A 20,076-nucleotide genomic window follows, 5' to 3' on the forward strand; every position below is an offset into this window, starting at 1 on the left:
GGTCTTATCGGGGTCCTTCACCGGCCGCGGCGCCTGATCACACGACACCGGCCGGCGTCCCCGCCTCGCCGGGGAGAGGGGCCGCCGGTGCTCCCGTGCTGCCCCGGGGCGTGAGCTGGGCCGCGGCGTCCTCGACGTCGTGCACGCGCTCTCCGGCGATCAGGGACATGAGCGTCCGCGCGGCACGGGCTCCGTAGGCGGGGATGTCGCGGGTCACCGCGGTGAGCGCCGGTCGCACCACCTGGGAGAGCGGCGAGTCGTCCCAGCCCACGATGGACAGGTCCGCGGGGACGGCGAGCCGCAGTTCCTGGGCGACCGACATGCCCGCCACGGCCATGATGTCGTTGTCGTAGACGATCGCCGAGGGCCGGTCCGGCGAGGCGAGCATGCGGCGGGTGGCGCGGGCGCCCTGCTCGCCGGTGTAGTCGGTGTGCTCGACGGGGTGGCCGTCGAGTCCCAGCTCCGTGCAGATCTCGATGAAGGCGAGGTCGCGCAGGACCGTGTGGACCAGCTTGGGCAGCCCGGCGACGCGTGCGATACGGCGATGGCCCAGGGCGGCGAGGTAGCGCACCGTCTCGCGGACGGTGGCGCTGTCGTCGGACCAGACCGACGTGAGCGAGCCGGATTCGGAGGGGTGGCCGACCACGACGGCCGGCATGCGGAGGGACTCCACCACGGCCACACGCGGGTCGGCGACGTGCAGGTCGACGAGGATCGCCCCGTCGATGCGCCTCTCGCCCCACCACCGGCGGTACAGCTCGATCTCCTCGGAATGGCTCTCGACCATCTGCAGCATGAGGGCGTAGGACCGGGCGGACAGCTCGTCCTGGATCCCGCTGATGAGTTCCATGAAGAACGGTTCCACGCCCAGGATGCGGGCGGGCCGTCGCAGGACCAGGCCGATCGAGTGGGCATGCGCCCCGTTCAGCGCCCGCGCGGCGCTGTTCGGGCGCCAGCCGATCTCCTCGGCGATCGTCATGATCATGTTCCGGGTCGTCTCCGACACCCCGGGCTGCCCGTTGAGGGCGTAGGAGACGGCCACCTTGGACACTCCGGCTCGCCGGGCGATGTCGGTAATGGTTGGTCGCTTCACCGAACCTTCTCGCTGAACCGGTTATCCCACGGGATCTTCCAAGTGCGACTTTACCAAGACGCCCGCGTTTCCGGGCGACGTCTTCCCCTCGGAGGCGTTCGAGCAGTCCTCGTTACGGAGCGGGTGCCCGCTGACGTGCCATTGACAACGATGTCATAGGCGACCTAGATTGACCGCACTTATCCGGTTAAGCAATCGTTCACCCCCCCGATGTCCAGGAGGACACCGTGAACAAGCGCCTCACGGCTGCGGTGACCGCCGTCGCCATGGGTCTGCTGGCCAGCGCATGTGCGACCAGTACGGCCCCCGCGGCGGAGCAGGCCCCCGCCGAGGGTCCCGCCAACCTCACGTTCTGGATGACCGGTTCAGAAGACGAGGCTCTGGCCGTGCAGAAGGCCGCGGACCTCTATACGCGGAAGCACCCGAACGTGAAGATCAAGGTCTCGGCGCTGAGCTGGGACGACGGGCACGCCAAGGTCCTGGCCGCGGCCACGGGCAAGAACGGTCCCGACATCGTCTCCGGCGGCCTGTCCTGGGGCATCGAGTTCGGCGCTCTCGGCGGGATGGTGGACCTGCGCGAGCAGGGGGTTCCCGACGCCATCAAGGGCAGGACCCAGCAGGGCGTGTGGGAGTCCATCACCTCCCGCGACGGGGCGGTGTACGGCACGCCGCTCGACATGACGGTCTACCTCACCTACTACCGCAAGGACCTGTTGGAGAAGTCCGGCGTCCGGCCGCCCGCGACCTGGGACGAGCTCACCGCCGCGCTGGGCAGGCTCCGGGCGGACGGCGTCAAGGTGCCGTACTCGATGGACTGGGGCAACATCGACTGGCTGCAGTACTTCAACTTCCTGCGCCAGGCCGGCGGCACGCTGTACACGCCGGAGTGCAAGCCCGCCCTGAACAGCGACGCGGGCGTCGCCGCCCTCGACTACTGGGCCGGCCTGTACACCGAGCACAAGGCCCCGACCCAGACGGCCGAAGTGCCCGCCGCGCTCGCCAACGGTGTGGCGATGGTGTCGGGCGGCAGCTGGCAGATCAAGGCCGTCGACACCGCCCAGCCCGAGATGAAGGGCAAGTGGGCGACCGCTCCGCTGCCGGCCGGCCCCGCCGGACCGGGGGCCTTCATCGGCGGCCGCATCGTCGGCGTCATGTCCTACAGCAAGCACACCGCCCAGGCCGCGGACTTCATCAAGTCCCTGTACACCCCCGAGGCGGTGAAGGCGATCACCGAGACCGCCGCCGCGCGCGGCGTGCTGTGGATCTCGCCGCTCACCGACAACATCGGCGACCTGCCCGCCACGCCCGACCAGATCGAAGCGATCAAGGCTGCCTTCGCCTCCGGCTACGGGCCGCCGAACTGCCCGGGCTGGGAGACCAGCCAGGCCGAGGTGACCAAGAAGCTGCAGGAGGTCATCTACGGCAAGTCCGACGCCAAGACCGCGCTGGACGCCGCCGCCAAGATCATGGAGCAGAACGCGGGCTGACCGCCGCTCCCCCTCTCCGGGCCGGCCGCGCCCCGGCGCGCGGCCGGCCGCTTCGACCCACCGAAAGGGGACCCGATGGCCACCGCTGCCGTCGATCACCGCAAGGGGCGTCACGCCGGCACCGGTGCCCGGCGCGTGCGGCGGACCATGACGTCCTACGTGATGCTCCTGCCGTTCCTGGCGCTGTTCGCGGGCTTCCTGATCTGGCCCCTGCTCAACTCCCTCTACCTGAGCCTCACCAGGTTCAACGGCGTCAGGCCGCCGGAGTTCGTCGGGCCGGCCAACTTCCAGCGGCTGCTGGAGGACGAGCGCTTCCTGCACGCCCTGTCCAACACCCTGGTCTACGTGCTCGCCGCGGTGGTGCTCACCACCGCCTTCGCGCTGGTGCTGGCGCTGGCGTTCCGCGGCCAGGGCTGGGGCGACCGCATCATGCGGACGATCTTCTTCCTGCCTTCGGTGACCTCCACGATCGCGCTGTTCCTGATGTGGCGCTGGATCTTCGCCGCCGAGGACTACGGCCTCGCCAACACGGTGCTCGGCTGGTTCGGGGGCGCTCCCGTGGCCTGGCTGGCGACCCCGTCGCTCACGATCCCGATCATGGTCCTGATGGCCGCCTGGTCCGGCATGGGCTACGCCATGGTCATCTTCGTCGCCGGCCTCAACACCATCCCCGAGGAGTACTACGAGGCGGCGAGGATCGACGGGGCCACCACCTGGCAGCAGTTCACGGGCATCACCCTGCCGCTGCTGCGGCCGGTCACCACCTATGTCGTCGTCACCACGATGATCTCGGCCTTCCAGGTCTTCGAGGCGGTCTACATCGTCTTCCGCCAGGTCAGCAACGTCGGCGGCGTGCTCGACTCGGGGCTCATGATCGTTCCCTACCTCTACGACATGGGCTTCACGAAGTTCCAGCTCGGCTACGCCTCCGCGATCGCCTGGGCGCTGTTCCTGATCATCTTCGTCATCAGCCTGGTGCAGCTGCGCATCGGCCGTACCACGAGGGAGCTGTGATGACCGTCCAGACCGAGCGGCCGGCCCTGCGCGTGGTGCCCGGAAGCACCCCTCCCGCCCGGCGCGGCTCCCGCGCCCGCCGGGCCAGGGCGCCGCTCTACCTGCTCGCGATCACCATGATCGTCCCGTTCTACTGGATGGTCATCACCGCCTTCAAGCCGGTCTCGGAGATCACGCGCAACCCCCCGTCGTTCGTCCCGGAGAGCCCGACGACCGTCGGCTTCAGCGACCCCGGATGGGACCCCGCCACCGACAACCCCGGTCGCGTGGCCGGGCTGTTCCAGCGCTTCACCGAGGTCGATCTCGGCTTCTGGCGGTTCGCGGTCAACAGCGTCGTCGTCGCCACGGCGATCACCGTTCTCGCCCTGCTCGCCGCCTCCCTGGCCGCCTACGTCATCACCAAGCACGCCGTCAGGGGACGCAGGGTGATCTTCCTGATGATCCTCGGCTCCATGATGATCCCCTGGCAGGCCACGCTGGTCCCGAACTACCTGGTGGTGCGCAACCTCGGCTGGATCGACAGCTACCTCGGCTACATCGTCCCGGCGATCCCCAAGGCGTTCGTGGTCTTCTTCCTCGTGCAGTACCTGCAGTCGATCCCCAACGACCTCATCGAGGCGGCCAGGATCGACGGCGCGGGGGAGTGGCGCATCTGGTGGCAGGTCGTCATGCCGCTCCTGCGCCCCGCCCTCGCCGCGATGTCGATCTTCGTGATGCTCGGCGAGTGGAACAACTTCCTCTGGCCGCTGATCATCGTGGAGAGCGACCAGATGGCCAACCTGCCCGTGGCGCTGGCCCGGCTCAACTCCGCCTTCACCGGCGCCCAGCACATGGGTGTGATCATGGCCGCGTCGCTGCTCGCCTCCCTGCCGACGGTCGTCTTCTTCCTGCTCTTCCAGAAGCACTTCACCCGCGGCATCGCCATGTCCGGCCTCAAGGGCTGACCTGCCCGGGCCGTACCCCCTCGTCAAGGAGAACCGACTTGAGCACCTACCGTCCGCTGCACGACGGCTGGACCCTCACGGCCGTCTCGGAGGACGTCCAGATCACCGGAGTGCCCGCCGCCGTACCCGGATGCGTGCACACCGACCTGCTGACCGCCGGTCTCATCGAAGACCCGTACCTGGACGACAACGAGAACCGGCTGACCTGGATCGGCCGGACCGACTGGGTCTACGAGACCGCCTTCACCTGGGCCGGTGACGGGCACGAGCACACCGACCTGGTCTGCGAAGGGCTCGACACCGTCGCGAAGGTCGTCCTGAACGGCGTCGAGGTGGGGGACACCGCCAACCAGCACCGTTCCTACCGCTTCGCGGTACGCCACCTGCTCCGGGAGGGCGAGAACACCCTGGCCGTGCACTTCGCGGCACCGTACGGCTATGCGGAGGAACGGCGGGCCGAGCTCGGAGCCCGCCCGGCCGCCTACGCCGAGCCGTACCCGTTCATCAGGAAGATGGCCTGCAACTTCGGCTGGGACTGGGGCCCCACGCTGGTCACCGCCGGCATCTGGCAGCCGATCGGGCTGGAGAGCTGGAGCGGGGCCCGGCTGGCGTCGGTGCGGCCGCTGGTGCACGGGGACGGCCGGGTCGAGGTGCACGTGACCGTCGGGGGCTCGGCTCCCGCGCCGCTCACGGTGACCGCCGAGGTCGCCGGGGTCGCCGCGCGGGCGCTGCTGGAGCCCGGCGACCGGGAGGCCGTGGTGGAGGTGCGGGTGCCCGAGCCGGAGCTGTGGTGGCCGCGCGGGTACGGCGAGCAGCACCGTTACGACCTGACCGTCCGGATGGGAGAGGAGTCCTGGGCCCGGCGGATCGGCTTCCGCGACGTCCGCCTGGACCAGCGCGACGGCGGCTTCACGATCGTGGTCAACGGCGTGCCGGTCCACGTGCGCGGCGTCAACTGGATCCCCGACGACTGCTTCCCCTCCAGGGTGACCCGCGAGCGGCTGGCCGAGCGCTTCACCCAGGCCGCCGAGGCCAACGTCAACCTGCTGCGCGTGTGGGGCGGGGGCCGGTACGAGAGCGACGACTTCTACGACCTGGCCGACGAGCTGGGCCTGCTGGTCTGGCAGGACTTCCTCTTCGCCTGCGCCGCCTATCCCGAGGAGGAGCCCTTCGCCACCGAGGTGGCGGCCGAGGCCCGTGAGCACGTCACCCGGCTGTCGTGGCGGCCCTCCCTGGTGCTGTGGTGCGGCAACAACGAGAACATCGAGGGCCACGCCGACTGGGGCTGGCAGGCGGAACTGGAGGGGCGCACCTGGGGTGCGGGCTTCTACTACGAGCTGCTCCCCTCGATCGTCGCCGAGCTCGACCCCACCCGCCCCTACTGGCCGGGCAGTCCCTACTCCGGCGCGCCCGACCTGCCGCCCAACGACCCCGCGCGGGGCACCGTCCACATCTGGGACGTGTGGAACCGTGAGGACTACACGCACTACGCGGCCTACCGGCCCCGTTTCGTGGCCGAGTTCGGCTTCCAGGGCCCACCGGCCCACGCCACCCTGCGACGGGCCGTCGGCGGCGAGCTGTCCGCCGGCTCCCCGCTGCTGCGCCAGCACCAGAAGGCCGCCGACGGCGACGCCAAGCTGCTGCGCGGACTGGGCGAGCACCTGCCCCGGCCGCGCGACTTCGACGACTGGCACTACTTCACCCAGCTCAACCAGGCGCGCGCGGTGACCTTCGGCATCGAGCGGTTCCGCGCGCTCGCGCCGTACTGCGCGGGCACCGTCGTGTGGCAGCTCAACGACTGCTGGCCGGTCGTCTCCTGGGCCGCCGTCGACGGCGACGGACGGCGCAAGCCGCTGTGGTACGCGCTGCGCCGCGTCTACGCCGACCGCCTGCTCACGATCCAGGACGGGGCCGTCACGGTGGTCAACGACTCGTCCGGCGGCTGGGCCGGGGAGCTCGAACTGGTGCGGACGGACCTGGCCGGCACGCCCCTCGCCAAGGAGGCCGTCCGGGTCGACGTGGCGCCCCGCTCCACGGCGGTGGTCCGGCTGCCCGCCGCCGTCGCGGCACCGGGCGACCCGGTCGCCGAGCTGATCGTCGCCCGCCTGGACGGGGAGCGCGCGCTGCGGTTCTTCGCGGAGGACACGCGGGTGGCCTTTCCCGCGGCCGCGTACGACACGGAGGTGACCCCGTCCGGCGACGGGCTGACCGTCACCGTCACCGCCCGGACCGTGGTGCGGGAGCTCGCGCTCTTCCCCGACCGCCTCGACCCCGCCGCCGTCGTCGACGACATGCTGGTCACCCTGCTTCCCGGTGAGAGCGCCACCTTCCGCGTCGTCACGGAGCACGAGCTCGACCCGGCCGCGCTGGTGAGCCGTCCGGTGCTGCGGTGCGTGAACGAGGCACGGCCGTGATCGCCCTGGCCGTGGACATCGGCGGCACCAAGTTCGCGGCGGCGGCGATCGACGCCGGCGGCGTCGTGCACGCCCGGGCCGAGATCCCCCTGAGCGGTTCCGGTCCGGCGGAGCAGACGCTGCACGACGTGGTCGCCGAGATCACCGCGCGCGTGCCGGTCGGCCGTATCGAAGGGATCGGCGTGGGCTCGGCGGGCCCGCTCGACCCCGTGGCGGGCACGGTCAGCCCGGTCAACATCCCGGGCTGGCGGGGCTTCCCGCTGACCGGGACCCTGGAGCGCATGCTGCCCGGCCGTCCGGTACGGCTGGCGGGCGACGGGCAGTGCATGGCGCTCGGCGAGTGGTGGCGCGGGTCGCCCGGTTCGGCGCCGTCCCGGGCGATGCTCGGCATGGTCGTCTCCACCGGCGTCGGCGGGGGATTCGTCTTCGACGGCGCGCCGTACCTCGGTCAGAGCGGCAACGCCGGGCACATCGGCCACATCACCGTGGACCCGGGCGGTTCCCCGTGCCCGTGCGGTGCGATCGGATGCGTCGAGACGATCGCCAGCGGCCCGAGCATGGTGCGCTGGGCCCGCGACCACGGATGGGCCGGAGACGACGCCAAGGCGCTCGCCGCCGCGGCCGCCGCCGGCGACGCCGTCGCGAACCTGGCCTTCCGGCGTGCCGCCGGCGCGCTGGCGATCGCGATCCTCACCTCGGCCGCGTTGTTCGACCTCGACCGCGTCGTCATCGGAGGAGGCGTGGCCGCCGCGGGCCCGACCCTGTTCGACCCGCTCCGGCAGGCGATCGGCGAGAACACCGGTCTCGGCTTCCTGCGCCGTCTGCGGGTGGATCCCACCCGCCTGGGACGCGACGCCGGCCTGCTCGGCGCCGCGGCCCTCGTCCTGCTCCAGGACACCCGGAACCTTCCGCCCCGATCGCATCCGCGCTGAACGCGCCCGGGACCGGGCGTCGCGCTCGCGGGACACCCGGTCCCGGTCAAGGAGCCCACATGCATCTTCTGGACAATCCCATCAAGAACTACGCCTGGGGGTCGCGGACGGACATCGCCACGCTCACCGGCAGGCCTGTCCCCGCCTCGGTGCTCGAAGCCGAGATGTGGTTCGGCGCCCACCCCTCCGGCTCGTCGTCGCTCGCGGGAAGCGGCCGTTCCCTGGTGGAGGCCATCGCCGCCGACCCGCTCGGCCAGCTCGGCGCCACGACGCTGGAGCGGTACGGGGAACGCCTGCCGTACCTGATGAAGCTCATCTCGGTGGCGGAACCGCTGTCCCTGCAGGCGCACCCCTCGGCGGACCAGGCCGCCGAGGGCCATCGGCGGGGCGTCTACGGTGATCCATGGCCGAAGCCCGAGCTGGTGTGCGCGCTCACGCCGTTCACGGCCCTGGCCGGGTTCCGTCCCGCCGCGCAGGCCGCGATGCTCGTGGGCCGGCTCGGCGTACCCGAACTGGACGAGGTGGTGGAGTCGCTGGAGGCCGGGACGGTCCGTGAGGGCCTGCGCCGGCTGCTCGGCAGGCGCCCGCTCGGCGAGCGGGTGGCGTGGGCGGCCTCCGCCGTCCACCACCCCGACTACGCCCTGGTCGCACGGCTCGCCCGGCGCCACCCGGGTGACCCCGCGTGCCTGGCGCCGCTCCTGCTGCAGCGGTACGAGCTGGAGCCCGGCCAGGCGCTGTTCCTGGGCGCCGGCGTCCTGCACTGCTACATCGGCGGATTCGGCGTGGAGATCATGGCCGGCTCCGACAACGTCGTGCGCGCGGGGCTCACCGGCAAGCCCGTCGACGAGGACGAGCTCGTGCGCATCGTCGAGCCCGCAACCCCTGCCCTGCGCGTGGCGCCGTCCGCGGACGGTGAGTACGAGACGCCGGCACCGGAGTTCCGGCTCAGCCGCATCAGGCGTGGCGGCGCTCGCGAGTTGGCGGGCGGGGTCCCGCGGATCCTGCTGTGCACCGAAGGGACGGCTCAGGCCGGATCCCTCCGGCTGCGGCAAGGGCAGTCGATCTTCGTCCCGGCGGGGGAACCGGCCTTCACGGTGAGCGCCGACGGTGAGCTCTTCTGCGCGGAACCGGGAGGCCCCGACCCGGCGGCCCGTCCTCGGGCGCGCTGAACGGAGGTCACGCGTCCACGGCACGCGACCCGGAGGACGCGGCCGTCCCGTCCTGGTCCTCGGGGTACTGGAAGACGTCGTCGAGCGGTACCCCGAACGCCCGCGCGATCTGGAACGCCATCTCCAGGGACGGGGAGTAGCGCCCCTGCTCGATGGCGATGACGGTCTGGCGGGTGACGCCGACGCGCCTGGCCAGCTCGGCCTGGGTCATCTCGTCGTGCGCGAACCGCAGGGCGCGGATCCGGTTGGTGACGCGGGTGGGCTTACCCATGGAACGCCCCGCGGTAGGCGCGGATCTTCATGACCGCACCCCACGTCGCGCCGACGGCGCCGATGAGGAACAAAGCGTTGCCGATCCAGAAGTGGTCCACCTCGAGCATCGCGAGCGCGAGCACCACCGCGGCGCCGAAGGCGGTGATCGCCTGGGCGACGCGGTCGCCGTAGCGCTCGATCTGCCGGTCGCGCACGTCCGACTCGACCCGGTGGTCCCGGGCGGCGACGGCCAGCACGATCGAGCCGACGATGCCGCCGGCGATCGTCGCGCCGATCGCCCACAACATCGGCACCGTCCAGGACACCTCCGCCGCGGGCCGCTCGAACAGGTGGGGGACGACCACGCCGAAGTACGCGAGCGAGGTGACGGGCACGAGGACGGCGTACAGCCAGGTGTTGCGCTCCGCGTAGGTCATGGCGACGCGATCGTCGTCGGCCTCGGATGCGGGGCGGCGCTCTTCGCGCGACATCGCTTCTCCCCTGTCAAGGATTGCCGGCACAGGTCAATGTATGGCACAGCTTACATCATGTCTATGTTTATTGACATTTCCTCGGCGGGTGGCAGGAGTCCGGTGTGACGCTTCCCTGGTCGCCGCCCGGCGGGGAGGCCGGTTCCCGCCGGACCGCCGCGGGCTTGTCCGGCCGGGCGCGCGTGGCTATGGTCATTAAGTGTACGGAACGGTTTCGTACACTCGAAGTGGAGGTGCGGGATGGCGCGCTGGACTGCCGCGGAGATCCCTGATCTGAGCGGGCGGAATGCAGTGGTCACCGGAGCCAGCGAGGGAGTGGGTCTCCACACCGCGCTCGAACTGGCCCGGCGCGGCGCCCGCGTCGTGCTCGGGAGCCGGGACCGGGGCAAGGGCGAGGCCGCGGCGGCGCGGATCCGCGCGGAGACCGGCGGGGAGTCCGCCGAGTGGCTCCCGCTCGACCTGGGGGATCTCGCCTCGGTCGGCCGGTTCGCGGAGGGCGTCTCCGCCGCGGATGACGGGCTCGACCTGCTGGTCAACAACGGGGGTGTGATGGCGCTGCCCCGGCAGCTGACCGCGGACGGGTTCGAGCGCCAGTTCGGCGTCAACCACCTAGGGCACTTCGCGCTCACCGGGCTGCTGCTGCCGGAACTGCTCTCCCGGCCCGGCGCCCGGGTGGTGACCGTGACCAGCGGGCTGCACCGCTCGGGGCGGATGGACTTCGACGACCTGATGGGAGAGCGCCGTTACGGTCGATTCCGGGCCTACACGCAGTCGAAACTGGCGAACGTGCTCTTCGCCCTGGAGCTTCACCGGCGCGTCACGGCCGCGGGCGCGACCCTGGTCAGCGCCGTCGCCCACCCCGGGGTCGCCCGCACCGGCCTGGCCCGGAACGGCAGCCGCCTGCGGGGGCTGCTGGTCGCCCTGGTCAAGCTGCCGGCCCAGTCGGCCGCCATGGGCGCGCTGCCGTCGTTGTACGCCGCCACCGCCCCCGGCGTCGCCGGCGGAGAGGCGTTCGGCCCGGATGGGTTCGCCGAGCGGCGGGGACACCCCACCCGGATCCGCCCGGCCGCCCAGGCGTACGACCGGGTCGCGGCGCGCCGGCTGTGGGAGATGTCCGAGGAGCTGACCGGAGTACGCTTCTCTGCGTTCGATCGGGGCGAGGTGCGCCCCTGATCCCCGTCCGCGGGCGGACCGGACGTAGGAGGACCCAGGATGGCGGCACGGGCATCCGGCCGGGCGCCGGACGGCACGGGTTCCGCGCGGAACCTCAACCCCGGGCGGGAACGGGCGATCCTGGACGCCACCTTGGAGCTCCTGGCGGAGGTCGGCTACGACCGGATGTCCATCGACCAGGTGGCCCGCCTGGCCCGGGCCAGCAAGGCGACCATCTACCGTCGCTGGGCGGGGAAGGCCGAGATGGTCGCCGCCGCCATGCACGGGCTGGTGGTGGAGCACCAGCCGCTGCCCGACACCGGGACCCTGCGCGGCGACCTGGCCGCGGGGCTGTCGGTGTTCTGCCGGATCTACGAGCGCAAGCACGCCATCGTGCTCGGCCTGCTTCCGGCCATCCGCAGCGACCCGGCACTCGGACGGCTGCTCCACGAGCACATGCTGAAGTCCGGCGCGGACGAGGTGGTCGAGCTGCTGGACCGCGCCCGGGCGCGCGGGGAACTCGGCGGCGGGCCCGGCGTGACGGTGCTCGTCGAGGTCACCAAGGCCCTGCTCTGGCACCGGCTGCTGCTGACCGGCGAGGCGCTCGACGAGGGGTTCGTCACCCGCACCGTGGACGAGATCCTCCTGCCCCTGCTCCGGGCGGGATGAGGCGGTCGCCGGGGCGGCCGCACCGGCGATCCTGTGACCGCGCCGGTGCACGGGGGATGGCCGGAGATTCCGGCGGAAGGGGAGAGCTCGATCGTCGATCAAGGAAAGAACCTTGCCGCATTGCTCCGTACCGTTCTCTTGTAACCCGAACGAGCGGAGGGATCCCCATGACGATTCTTGTGACCGGAGCGACCGGAACCGTCGGCCGTCACGTGGTCGGCGAACTCATCCGCGCCGGTCAGCGGGTGCGCGCGCTGACCCGTAACCCGGCCGGTGCGAACCTTCCCGCCGGAGTGGAGGTCGTGGCGGGCGATCTCACCCTGACCGACAGCCTCGTGCCCGCGCTGGACGGCGTCACCGCGGTCCATCTGATCACCTTCGGCGGGGACGACTACGGGGTGCTGCGCAACGGCCGGGAGATCGTCGAGCTGCTGACCGAGACCGGGGTGCGCAAGGTCACGGTCCTGGGCGGCTGGGACGAGGGGACGCTGGAGCCGGCCGTACGGGCCGGCAGCCTGGCCTGGACCTTCGTCTACCCGACGGAGTTCATGTCCAACGCGATGGGGTGGGCCGGGAGCATCCGGGCCGAAGGGGTGGTGCGCGAGCCCTTCGGCGACGCGACCACCGCCATGGTCCACGAGGCCGACATCGGGGCCGTGGCGGCCACGGCGCTGATGGAGGACGGCCACGCGGGTCTCACCTACGCCCTGACCGGTCCCGAGAGGCTGTCCACGCGCGACAAGGTCCGCATCCTCGGCGAGGCGGTCGGCAGGGAGATCGAGTTCGTCGAGCTCACCGTGGAGCAGGCACGGGAGAAGATGGCGGCCGAGGGGCAGCCGGAAGAGATGATCGAGTTCCTCCTCGACGTCTTCGGCAACGTGCCGGAAGAGGCCAACACCGTCAACTCCACCATCGAGAAGGTCACCGGCCGCCCGGCACGCACGTTCGCCCAGTGGGCCGCCGAGCACGCCGACGCCTTCCGGGCCTGACCGGGTGACGGGCGCCCGCCGCGGGGCGGGCGCCCGCGCGGGACGAGGGCACCGGCGGGAACCGCCCGGCACTGGCTAGGATCGGGGCACACGAGCCTGTTCCGACGGAGGACGGTGACCGAGCACCCGCGCCCGGAGGGCCGCCCGCGCAGTTCCCTCGCGGCGGCCGGGACCGCGCTGTCCCGGCTCGGGCGCCTGCGCGACCTGCCGGTCATCCTGATGCTGGTGTGGGTGGGCTGGCTGGCCGTCCCGTGGCCGTCCAGCGGTCTCGCCCAGGCCCGCGGTACGGCCGGCCAGTCCCTGAGCACGGACGCCCCGGCATGGGCGGGGACGCAGAGGACCGGTCTCCCGGGGCGGGCAGACCTGCAGGAGCTGATCGACGCGGAGCGGGCACGCATCGCCGGTGAGGTGCACGACGTCGCCGGGCACGGCTTCGCGACCATCGCCATGCAGGCCGGGATCGCCCTGCTCATGCTCGACGAGCGGCCCGACCGGGTCCGCGAGTCGCTGGAGGCGATCCGCTCGACCAGCGCGCAGGCGCTCGGCCGGCTCCGTTCCGCGCTCGACCTCATCGACGGACCTCAGAGCGCCGACCACGATCTGTCCCGGCTGATCGACGGAGTGCGCGCGGCGGGGCTGCCCGTCGACGTGGAACCCGCCGAGCCGGTCGTCCCCGCCCGTCTCGAAGGCGCGGTCTACCGGGTCGTACGCGAGTCGCTGACCAACGTCCTGCGGCATGCCGGCCCGACCAGGGCCCTGGTGCGCGCCACCGGTGACCCGCGCCAGTTCGTCCTGGAGGTCGCCGACCGGGGGAGCGGCCCGTCAGGTACGGCCGAGGGACGGGGGATGGCCGGGATGCGGGCCCGGGTGGCGGAGGCCGGCGGCACCTTCAGCGCGGGCCCCCGCGAGGGCGGCGGTTTCCGCGTCGTGGCGCGTTTCCCCGCGGACGGCGCATGAGCGCCGCGCCGGGTGCGATCCGGGTGGCTCTCGCCGACGACCAGGCCGTCGTGCGCATGGGGCTCAGGGCCCTCATCGACCGCGAGCCCGATCTGGAGTTCGCCGGTGAGGCCGCCGACGGCGCCGCGGCCCTCCGGCTCCTGGGCGAGACCCGGCCGGACGTCCTCCTGCTCGACATCCGCATGCCCGGCATGGACGGCATCGACACGCTGCGGGCCATCGCCGCCGACCCCGCGCTCGGCACCCGGGTGATCGTCGTCACCACCTTCGAGGTCGACCGGTACGTCTTCGCCGCGCTCCAGGCCGGAGCCAGCGGGTTCGTCCTCAAGGACAGCGCCCCCGAGGAGCTCGCCCACGCGATCCGGGTCGTCGCGTCGGGGGAGGCGCTGCTCTCGCCCTCCGTCACCAGGAAGGTCATCGGCCTGTTCGGCCGTCACGACGTCGCCCCGGTCGAGGGGCTCGACACCCTCACCCCCCGGGAGCGCGAGATGGTCGCCTGGGTGGCCACCGGCCGGTCGAACGACGAGATCGCCGCGGAACTGGTCATCAGCCCCGACACGGTCCGCACCCATGTCAGCCGGGCCATGGTCAAGCTGCGCGCCCGCGACCGCGCCCAGCTGGTCGTCTTCGCGGTCAGGTCCGGGCTCGCGATTCCCTGAGGAAGCCCGTGTAGGCGCGCTGCTCCAGCTGCGCCTCGATGTTCTTCACCGTGTCCAGGCCCACCCCCACCATGATGAGGACGGTGGTCCCGCCGAAGGGGAAGTTCTGCTGGGTCGCCGGATCGCGCAGGATCACGAACGCGATGATCGGGATCAGCGAGAGCACGGCGAGGTAGGCCGCTCCCGGCGCGATCAGCCGGGAGAGCGCGAACCGGAGGTACTCCGCGGTGGGCCGCCCGGGGCGGATGCCGGGCACGAAGCCGCCGTACCGCTTCATGGTGTCGGCCACCTCCGCAGGGTCGAAGGTGATCGACACGTAGAAGTAGGTGAAGGCCACGATCAGCGACAGGTACACCGTCACATAGACCGGGTGGTCGCCCGCGAGGTAGTACCCGACCCACTCCGCGACCGGCCCCGTGCCGCCCGTCAGCTGCATCGCCAGTTGCGGCAGGTAGAGCAGGGACGAGGCGAAGATGACGGGGACGATCCCGGCCTGGTTGACCTTGAGCGGCAGGTAGGTCGAGGTCCCGCCGTACATCCTGCGCCCGACCATCCGCTTGGCGTACTGCACCGGGATCCGCCGCTGCGCCTGCTCCATGAACACCACCGCCGCCACCAGGAAGACGCCCGTGAGCAGCATCGCGGCCAGTGCGAACGGGCTGAGCACGAAGATGGTCGAGACGTAGGAGGGGAACGCGGCGACCACCTGCACGAAGATCAGGATGGACATGCCGTTCCCGATCCCCCGATCGGTGACCAGCTCTCCCAGCCACATGACCATGCAGGTTCCCGCCACCATGGTGACCACGAGCACCGCGGCCGCCGCCGGACCCTGGTCGTACAGCACCTGCCGGCGGCAGTTGGGGAAGATCCCGCCCGTGCGGGCCAGTGAGACGACCGTGGTGGCCTGCAGCACGGCCAGCGCCACCGTCAGGTACCTGGTGTACTGGGTGATCTTCGCCTGCCCGCGCGACCCCTCCTTCCTGAGCGCCGCCAGCCTGGGGATCATCACGGTGAGCAGCTGGACCAGGATGCTCGCGGTGATGTACGGAATGATCCCGAGGGCGAACACCGAGAGCTTCAGCATCGCCCCGCCGCTGAACAGCTGCAGCATGTCGACGAGCCCGCCGCCGGTCCCGCGCAGGCACTCGCGCACCGCGACCACGTTCACGCCGGGCGCCGGCAGGATCTGCCCGAACCGGAACAGCGCGACCACCCCCAGAGTGAAGAGGATCTTCTTCCGGAGGTCGGGCACGCGGAAGGCGCGGATGAGCATGGTCGGCATGGACCGAGTCTGTCCGCGCGGCGGCGGCCGGTCGTCCGCTCACCGGAGGCTCCGCCGTACGCAGATCTACGTACGCTCCCCGGCGCCGGGCACGCCCTCGGTGGCCAGGCGCAGGACCTCCGGCTCCACGCCGGAGGAGGTGGGCGCCACGGTCCGCAGCCGGGACGGTTTCACCGTGGCACGGGGTTAAACTTGGGTTGTTCGTTCTCTTGAATGATTCAGGTTTATGAAGGTAGGTTTGGCGCCATGACCGCATCCCAGCCCTCGACCACCGCCGAGGAGCTGCGCGGCGCCGGCCTGCGGGTGACGGCCGCCCGTGTCGCGCTGCTCGACACCGTCCGGGACGGCGACCACCTCGACGTCGAGTCGATCGCCTCCGGGGTGCGTGACCGCGTAGGCCATGTCTCGCTGCAAGCCGTGTACGAGGCCCTCTACGCGCTCACCGCGGCGGGACTCGTACGCCGCATCGAACCGGCCGGCAGCCCGGCCCGGTTCGAGGGACGCGTCGGCGACAACCATCACCACGTCGTGTGCCGGTCGTGCGGTGCCGTCGCCGACGTCGATTGCGCGGTCGGCGAGGCGCCCTGCCTGGACGCGTCCGACGACCACGGCTTCTCGATCGACGAGGCCGAGGTCATCTACTGGGGTCTGTGCCCCGGCTGTTCCACCACCCGCAGTTCCTGAGCACTCCGATCCCCGAGCCCCGAAGGATTCCCATGTCCGAGAACCATGATGCAATCGTCACCGACGCGAAGGCGGAGGGCGGCGGTGGCTGCCCGGTCGCGCACGGGCGCTCCTCGCACCCGACTCAGGGCGGCGGAAACCACCGATGGTGGCCGGAGCGGCTCAACCTGAAGATCCTCGCCAAGAACCCCGCCGTGGCCAACCCTCTCGGCGGGGAGTTCGACTACGCCGAGGCGTTCAAGACCCTCGACCTCGCGGCCGTGAAGCGGGACATCGCCGAGGTGCTGACGACCTCGCAGGACTGGTGGCCGGCCGACTACGGCCACTACGGCCCGCTCATGATCCGGATGGCGTGGCACAGCGCGGGCACCTACCGGATCAGCGACGGCCGCGGCGGCGCCGGGGCCGGCCAGCAGCGCTTCGCGCCCCTCAACAGCTGGCCGGACAACGGCAACCTCGACAAGGCGCGCCGCCTGCTGTGGCCGGTCAAGAAGAAGTACGGCCAGAAGCTCTCGTGGGCCGACCTCATGATCCTCACCGGCAACGTCGCCCTTGAGTCGATGGGCTTCAAGACCTTCGGCTTCGGCGGCGGCCGCGCGGACGTCTGGGAGCCCGACGAGGACGTCTACTGGGGTCCCGAGTCCACCTGGCTCGGAGACGAGCGCTACAGCGGCGACCGGGAGCTCGAGAGCCCCCTCGCCGCGGTCCAGATGGGCCTCATCTACGTCAACCCGGAGGGCCCGAACGGCAACCCGGACCCCCTCGCCTCGGCCCGCGACATCCGTGAGACGTTCCGCCGGATGGCGATGAACGACGAGGAGACGGTCGCCCTGATCGCGGGCGGTCACACCTTCGGCAAGACCCACGGCGCGGGCCCGGCGGACCACGTCGGTCCCGACCCCGAGGCCGCCCCGATCGAGCAGCAGGGCCTGGGCTGGAAGAACACCTTCGGCACCGGCAAGGGCGGCGACGCCATCACCAGCGGTATCGAGGTCACCTGGACGCCCACCCCGACGCAGTGGGACAACAGCTTCTTCGAGACCCTCTTCGGCTATGAGTGGGAGCTGGTCAAGAGCCCCGCCGGCGCGCACCAGTGGATGCCGAAGGACGGCGCAGGGGCCGACGCCGTCCCCGGCGCCCACGACCCGTCGAAGCGCCACGCCCCCGGGATGACGACGGCCGACCTCGCGCTCCGGTTCGACCCGGTCTACGAGCAGATCTCGCGGCGCTTCCTCGAGAACCCCGACGAGTTCGCGGACGCCTTCGCCCGCGCGTGGTTCAAGCTGACCCACCGCGACATGGGCCCGGTCGTGCGCTACCTCGGCCCGGAGGTCCCGAGCGAGGTGCTGATCTGGCAGGACCCGCTCCCGGAGCGGACCCACGAGCTCGTCGACGCCGCCGACATCGCCTCCCTCAAGGGCAAGATCCTCGCCTCGGGCCTGACGGTGTCCGACCTCGTGTTCACCGCGTGGGCGTCGGCCTCGTCCTTCCGCGGCAGCGACAAGCGCGGCGGCGCCAACGGTGCGCGCATCCGCCTCGAGCCGCAGAACGGGTGGGAGGTCAACGACCCCGACCGGCTCGCGCCGGTGCTGCGCACCCTGGAGGGCGTCCAGGAGGCCTTCAACACCGCCCAGACCGGCGGCAAGCGGATCTCGCTCGCCGACCTGATCGTGCTCGGCGGCTGCGCGGCCGTCGAGCAGGCCGCCAAGGACGCCGGTTTCGACGTCGAGGTCCCCTTCACGCCGGGCCGCGTGGACGCCTCGCAGGAGCAGACCGACGTGGAGTCGTTCGCCGCGCTCGAGCCGACGGCCGACGGGTTCCGCAACTACCTCGGGAAGGGCAACCGGCTGCCGGCCGAATACCTGCTGCTCGACCGGGCGAACCTGCTGACCCTGAGCGCCCCCGAGCTGACGGTCCTCGTCGGCGGCCTGCGCGTCCTGAACGCCAACCACAAGCAGTCGCCGTTCGGCGTCTTCACCAAGACGCCCGGGGTCCTGACCAACGACTTCTTCGTCAACCTGCTCGACCTGGGCACGGAGTGGACGTCGGCGTCCGAGGACGCGAGCACGTTCGAGGGCCGCGACGCCGCCGGCTCGATCGAGTGGACCGGCACCCGCGCCGACCTCGTCTTCGGGGCGAACTCCGAGCTGCGTGCGCTCGCGGAGGTCTACGCGAGCGACGACGCGAAGGAGAAGTTCGTGAAGGACTTCGTCGCGGCATGGGACAAGGTCATGAACCTCGACCGGTTCGACCTCGTCTGATCACGGCGTCCAGGCCGGCCCGCGCCGGTCGGCCTGGACGTCCTCGGCCCGGGATCCCGACGTCGTCCGTCTCCGGTGCGACGTCGGCAGGAGCGCGGACGCCGCTTGACACGGGACTAGAGACGCACGACCATCTTGCCCGTGTTGTCGCCGCGGAGCAGGCCGATGAACGCGGCCGGGGCGTTCTCCAGCCCGTCGACCACGGTCTCCCGCGCGGTGATCCGGCCCTCCCGCAGCCAGCCGCCGACCTCGGCGATCATGTCGGGCATCCGCGCGGAATGGTCGCCGACGATGAAGCCGCGCAGGGTGAGCCGCTTGCCGACGGCGAGGAAGAGGTTCCGCGGCGCGGGGGAGGGCTCGGTGGAGTTGTAGACCGCGATCGCGCCGCACATGGCGACCCGGCCTCCGGTGTTGAGCGAGCCGATGGCGGCCTCCAGGTGGTCGGCGCCGACGTTGTCGAAGTAGACGTCGATGCCGTCGGGGGCCGCCTGCCGCAGCTGCTCGGCGACCGGGCCGTTCCTGTAGTTGAAGGCCGCGTCGAAACCGATCTCGCGCAGGTGGGCGACCTTCTCGTCGGAGCCCGCGCTGCCGACGACCAGGGAGGCGCCCTTGAGCTTGGCGATCTGGCCCACGAGGCTGCCCACCGCTCCGGCGGCGCCCGAGACGAAGACCGCGTCGCCTTCCTTGAACGAGGCCACGTCGAGCAGGCCGGCGTAGGCGGTGAGGCCCGGCATGCCGAGCACGCCGAGGTACGCGGAGGGGGAGACGCCCTCGATCCGCTCGACCTTGCGAGCCCGGGTGGGGTCGAGGACGGCCTGCTCGCGCCAGCCGAGGCCGTGCAGGACGAGGTCGCCCTCGGCGAAGCCGGGGGCACGCGACTCGACGACCTCGCCGACCGCCCCGCCGTCCAGCGGCTCGCCGAGCTGGAACGGCGGCACGTACGACTTCACGTCGTTCATGCGTCCGCGCATGTACGGATCGACCGACATGAACAGGTTGCGGACCAGCACCTGGCCGTCCTGCAGGGCCGGTGGTGCCACCTCCACCAGGTCGAAGTTGTCCGCGGCCGGCCAGCCGGAGGGACGTGACGCGAGGTTGATCTGCCGAGACACGATGATGCTCCTCAAATGTTGATGTGTCTCAACTATACTCAACGGTATGAATGTGACCGGTGAAGTGGTGGCCCTCATGGGAGAGATCGCGGTCCGCTACAACAGGAGCTACGAGGAGGCCGCCACCCGGCACCAGCTCACCGCCCTGCAGGCCAAGGCCCTCATGCTGGTCGCCGCGGAGCCGCTGCCCATGCGGCGGATGGCGCGCCTGTTCAACTGCGACCCCTCCAACGTCACCGGCATCGTGGATCGGCTGGAGGGGCGGGGCTTCGTCCGGCGCGAGCCGGATCCGGCCGACCGCAGGGTGAAGAACATCACGCTCACCCCGGAGGGCCGTCAGGCCGTGCGGGAGCTCCGGCACTCTCTCGGGTTCGCGGCGGCTCCGCTGGCCGCGCTGACCGAGCCCGAGCGGGTCCAGCTCCGGGATCTCCTGCAGCGCATGCTGGCGGCCGACGCCGACGCCGACACCGACGCCGACACCGGGACCGGGACCGGCGAGATGCCCTGAGCCG

The 20,076-nt window shown here is 71.5% G+C and carries 19 protein-coding genes; 14 read left to right on the forward strand and 5 right to left on the reverse strand.

Annotated features, from left to right (window positions below):
- Positions 1-37 precede the first annotated feature (37 nt).
- A complete protein-coding gene (locus HS041_RS05135; RefSeq protein WP_196439334.1) occupies positions 38-1,093 on the reverse strand; it encodes a LacI family DNA-binding transcriptional regulator in 1,056 nt (351 codons plus the stop codon).
- Between the two features lie 227 nt (positions 1,094-1,320).
- Here HS041_RS05135 and HS041_RS05140 point away from each other — a divergent pair, with 227 nt between their 5' ends.
- From HS041_RS05140 to manA, 6 genes are all read left to right on the forward strand, one after another.
- Positions 1,321-2,580 carry an extracellular solute-binding protein gene (locus HS041_RS05140; RefSeq protein ID WP_196439335.1) on the forward strand — a complete coding sequence of 420 codons (1,260 nt, stop codon included), beginning with the start codon at positions 1,321-1,323 and terminating at the stop codon, positions 2,578-2,580.
- Positions 2,581-2,655: 75 nt separating this feature from the next.
- Positions 2,656-3,594: a carbohydrate ABC transporter permease gene (locus tag HS041_RS05145; RefSeq protein WP_196439336.1), complete on the forward strand. Its 939-nt coding sequence runs from the start codon at positions 2,656-2,658 to the stop codon at positions 3,592-3,594.
- On the forward strand, positions 3,594-4,538 hold the full coding sequence (locus tag HS041_RS05150; protein WP_196439337.1) for a carbohydrate ABC transporter permease: 945 nt from the start codon (positions 3,594-3,596) through the stop codon (positions 4,536-4,538). The genes HS041_RS05145 and HS041_RS05150 overlap by 1 nt, the downstream gene beginning before the upstream one ends.
- Positions 4,539-4,576: 38 nt before the next feature.
- On the forward strand, positions 4,577-6,952 hold the full coding sequence (locus tag HS041_RS05155) for a glycoside hydrolase family 2 protein (protein WP_196439338.1): 2,376 nt from the start codon (positions 4,577-4,579) through the stop codon (positions 6,950-6,952).
- On the forward strand, positions 6,928-7,884 hold the full coding sequence (locus HS041_RS05160) for an ROK family protein (RefSeq protein ID WP_307845176.1): 957 nt from the start codon (positions 6,928-6,930) through the stop codon (positions 7,882-7,884). Before HS041_RS05155 ends, HS041_RS05160 begins: the two co-directional genes overlap by 25 nt.
- Positions 7,885-7,943: 59 nt before the next feature.
- Entirely contained in the window at positions 7,944-9,053 is a 1,110-nt protein-coding gene (manA, locus tag HS041_RS05165; RefSeq protein WP_196439339.1) for a mannose-6-phosphate isomerase, class I, read from the forward strand.
- A 7-nt stretch (positions 9,054-9,060) separates the two neighbouring features.
- Here manA and HS041_RS05170 read toward each other — a convergent pair whose 3' ends face one another.
- Complete coding sequence (locus HS041_RS05170; RefSeq protein WP_196439340.1) at positions 9,061-9,324, reverse strand: helix-turn-helix transcriptional regulator; 264 nt, start codon at positions 9,322-9,324, stop codon at positions 9,061-9,063.
- Positions 9,317-9,796 carry a hypothetical protein gene (locus HS041_RS05175; RefSeq protein ID WP_196439341.1) on the reverse strand — a complete coding sequence of 160 codons (480 nt, stop codon included), beginning with the start codon at positions 9,794-9,796 and terminating at the stop codon, positions 9,317-9,319. Before HS041_RS05175 ends, HS041_RS05170 begins: the two co-directional genes overlap by 8 nt.
- A gap of 240 nt (positions 9,797-10,036) precedes the next feature.
- Here HS041_RS05175 and HS041_RS05180 point away from each other — a divergent pair, with 240 nt between their 5' ends.
- The 5 genes from HS041_RS05180 to HS041_RS05200 all read left to right on the forward strand — a co-directional run bounded on the left by HS041_RS05180 (position 10,037) and on the right by HS041_RS05200 (position 14,222).
- Positions 10,037-10,969, forward strand: coding sequence for an oxidoreductase (locus HS041_RS05180; protein WP_196439342.1), 933 nt, complete (start codon positions 10,037-10,039; stop codon positions 10,967-10,969).
- A gap of 39 nt (positions 10,970-11,008) precedes the next feature.
- Complete coding sequence (locus HS041_RS05185; protein WP_196439343.1) at positions 11,009-11,617, forward strand: TetR/AcrR family transcriptional regulator; 609 nt, start codon at positions 11,009-11,011, stop codon at positions 11,615-11,617.
- A gap of 167 nt (positions 11,618-11,784) precedes the next feature.
- Entirely contained in the window at positions 11,785-12,606 is an 822-nt protein-coding gene (locus HS041_RS05190; RefSeq protein ID WP_196439344.1) for an NmrA family NAD(P)-binding protein, read from the forward strand.
- A gap of 114 nt (positions 12,607-12,720) precedes the next feature.
- Positions 12,721-13,563: a sensor histidine kinase gene (locus HS041_RS05195; RefSeq protein ID WP_196439345.1), complete on the forward strand. Its 843-nt coding sequence runs from the start codon at positions 12,721-12,723 to the stop codon at positions 13,561-13,563.
- The gene (locus HS041_RS05200; RefSeq protein WP_196439346.1) at positions 13,560-14,222 is read left to right on the forward strand and encodes a response regulator; all 663 of its coding nucleotides are present in this window, start codon (positions 13,560-13,562) and stop codon (positions 14,220-14,222) included. Before HS041_RS05195 ends, HS041_RS05200 begins: the two co-directional genes overlap by 4 nt.
- On the opposite strand, the gene secY is transcribed toward HS041_RS05200, so the two are convergent.
- Positions 14,197-15,507, reverse strand: a complete 1,311-nt coding sequence (secY, locus tag HS041_RS05205) for a preprotein translocase subunit SecY (RefSeq protein ID WP_196439347.1) — start codon at positions 15,505-15,507, stop codon at positions 14,197-14,199. The genes HS041_RS05200 and secY overlap by 26 nt on opposite strands.
- 246 nt (positions 15,508-15,753) lie before the next feature.
- Here secY and HS041_RS05210 point away from each other — a divergent pair, with 246 nt between their 5' ends.
- Positions 15,754-16,191 (forward strand): Fur family transcriptional regulator, encoded by a 438-nt coding sequence (locus tag HS041_RS05210; RefSeq protein ID WP_196439348.1) that lies wholly within the window; start codon positions 15,754-15,756, stop codon positions 16,189-16,191.
- A gap of 32 nt (positions 16,192-16,223) precedes the next feature.
- Complete coding sequence (gene katG / locus HS041_RS05215; RefSeq protein WP_196439349.1) at positions 16,224-18,452, forward strand: catalase/peroxidase HPI; 2,229 nt, start codon at positions 16,224-16,226, stop codon at positions 18,450-18,452.
- A 116-nt stretch (positions 18,453-18,568) separates the two neighbouring features.
- On the opposite strand, the gene HS041_RS05220 is transcribed toward katG, so the two are convergent.
- Positions 18,569-19,570 carry an NADP-dependent oxidoreductase gene (locus HS041_RS05220; protein WP_501224827.1) on the reverse strand — a complete coding sequence of 334 codons (1,002 nt, stop codon included), beginning with the start codon at positions 19,568-19,570 and terminating at the stop codon, positions 18,569-18,571.
- Positions 19,571-19,610: 40 nt separating this feature from the next.
- On the opposite strand from HS041_RS05220, the gene HS041_RS05225 reads away from it, so the two are divergent.
- On the forward strand, positions 19,611-20,072 hold the full coding sequence (locus HS041_RS05225; protein ID WP_196439351.1) for a MarR family winged helix-turn-helix transcriptional regulator: 462 nt from the start codon (positions 19,611-19,613) through the stop codon (positions 20,070-20,072).
- The last annotated feature ends 4 nt before the right edge of the window (positions 20,073-20,076 follow it).

The sequence above is a fragment of the Planomonospora sp. ID67723 genome, assembly GCF_015711605.1.
In the GTDB taxonomy this organism is placed as follows: Bacteria; Actinomycetota; Actinomycetes; order Streptosporangiales; family Streptosporangiaceae; genus Planomonospora_A.

What these genes read in the sequence shown, in the direction of transcription:
- HS041_RS05145 (WP_196439336.1), top strand. Translation starts at nt 2,656, where the DNA reads ATGGCCACCGCTGCCGTCGATCACCGCAAGGGGCGTCACGCCGGCACC.
- HS041_RS05150 (WP_196439337.1), top strand. Translation starts at nt 3,594, where the DNA reads ATGACCGTCCAGACCGAGCGGCCGGCCCTGCGCGTGGTGCCCGGAAGC.
- manA (WP_196439339.1), top strand. Translation starts at nt 7,944, where the DNA reads ATGCATCTTCTGGACAATCCCATCAAGAACTACGCCTGGGGGTCGCGG.
- HS041_RS05170 (WP_196439340.1), bottom strand. Translation starts at nt 9,324, where the DNA reads ATGGGTAAGCCCACCCGCGTCACCAACCGGATCCGCGCCCTGCGGTTC.
- HS041_RS05175 (WP_196439341.1), bottom strand. Translation starts at nt 9,796, where the DNA reads ATGTCGCGCGAAGAGCGCCGCCCCGCATCCGAGGCCGACGACGATCGC.
- HS041_RS05180 (WP_196439342.1), top strand. Translation starts at nt 10,037, where the DNA reads ATGGCGCGCTGGACTGCCGCGGAGATCCCTGATCTGAGCGGGCGGAAT.
- HS041_RS05185 (WP_196439343.1), top strand. Translation starts at nt 11,009, where the DNA reads ATGGCGGCACGGGCATCCGGCCGGGCGCCGGACGGCACGGGTTCCGCG.
- HS041_RS05190 (WP_196439344.1), top strand. Translation starts at nt 11,785, where the DNA reads ATGACGATTCTTGTGACCGGAGCGACCGGAACCGTCGGCCGTCACGTG.
- HS041_RS05200 (WP_196439346.1), top strand. Translation starts at nt 13,560, where the DNA reads ATGAGCGCCGCGCCGGGTGCGATCCGGGTGGCTCTCGCCGACGACCAG.
- secY (WP_196439347.1), bottom strand. Translation starts at nt 15,507, where the DNA reads ATGCCGACCATGCTCATCCGCGCCTTCCGCGTGCCCGACCTCCGGAAG.
- HS041_RS05210 (WP_196439348.1), top strand. Translation starts at nt 15,754, where the DNA reads ATGACCGCATCCCAGCCCTCGACCACCGCCGAGGAGCTGCGCGGCGCC.
- katG (WP_196439349.1), top strand. Translation starts at nt 16,224, where the DNA reads ATGTCCGAGAACCATGATGCAATCGTCACCGACGCGAAGGCGGAGGGC.
- HS041_RS05225 (WP_196439351.1), top strand. Translation starts at nt 19,611, where the DNA reads ATGAATGTGACCGGTGAAGTGGTGGCCCTCATGGGAGAGATCGCGGTC.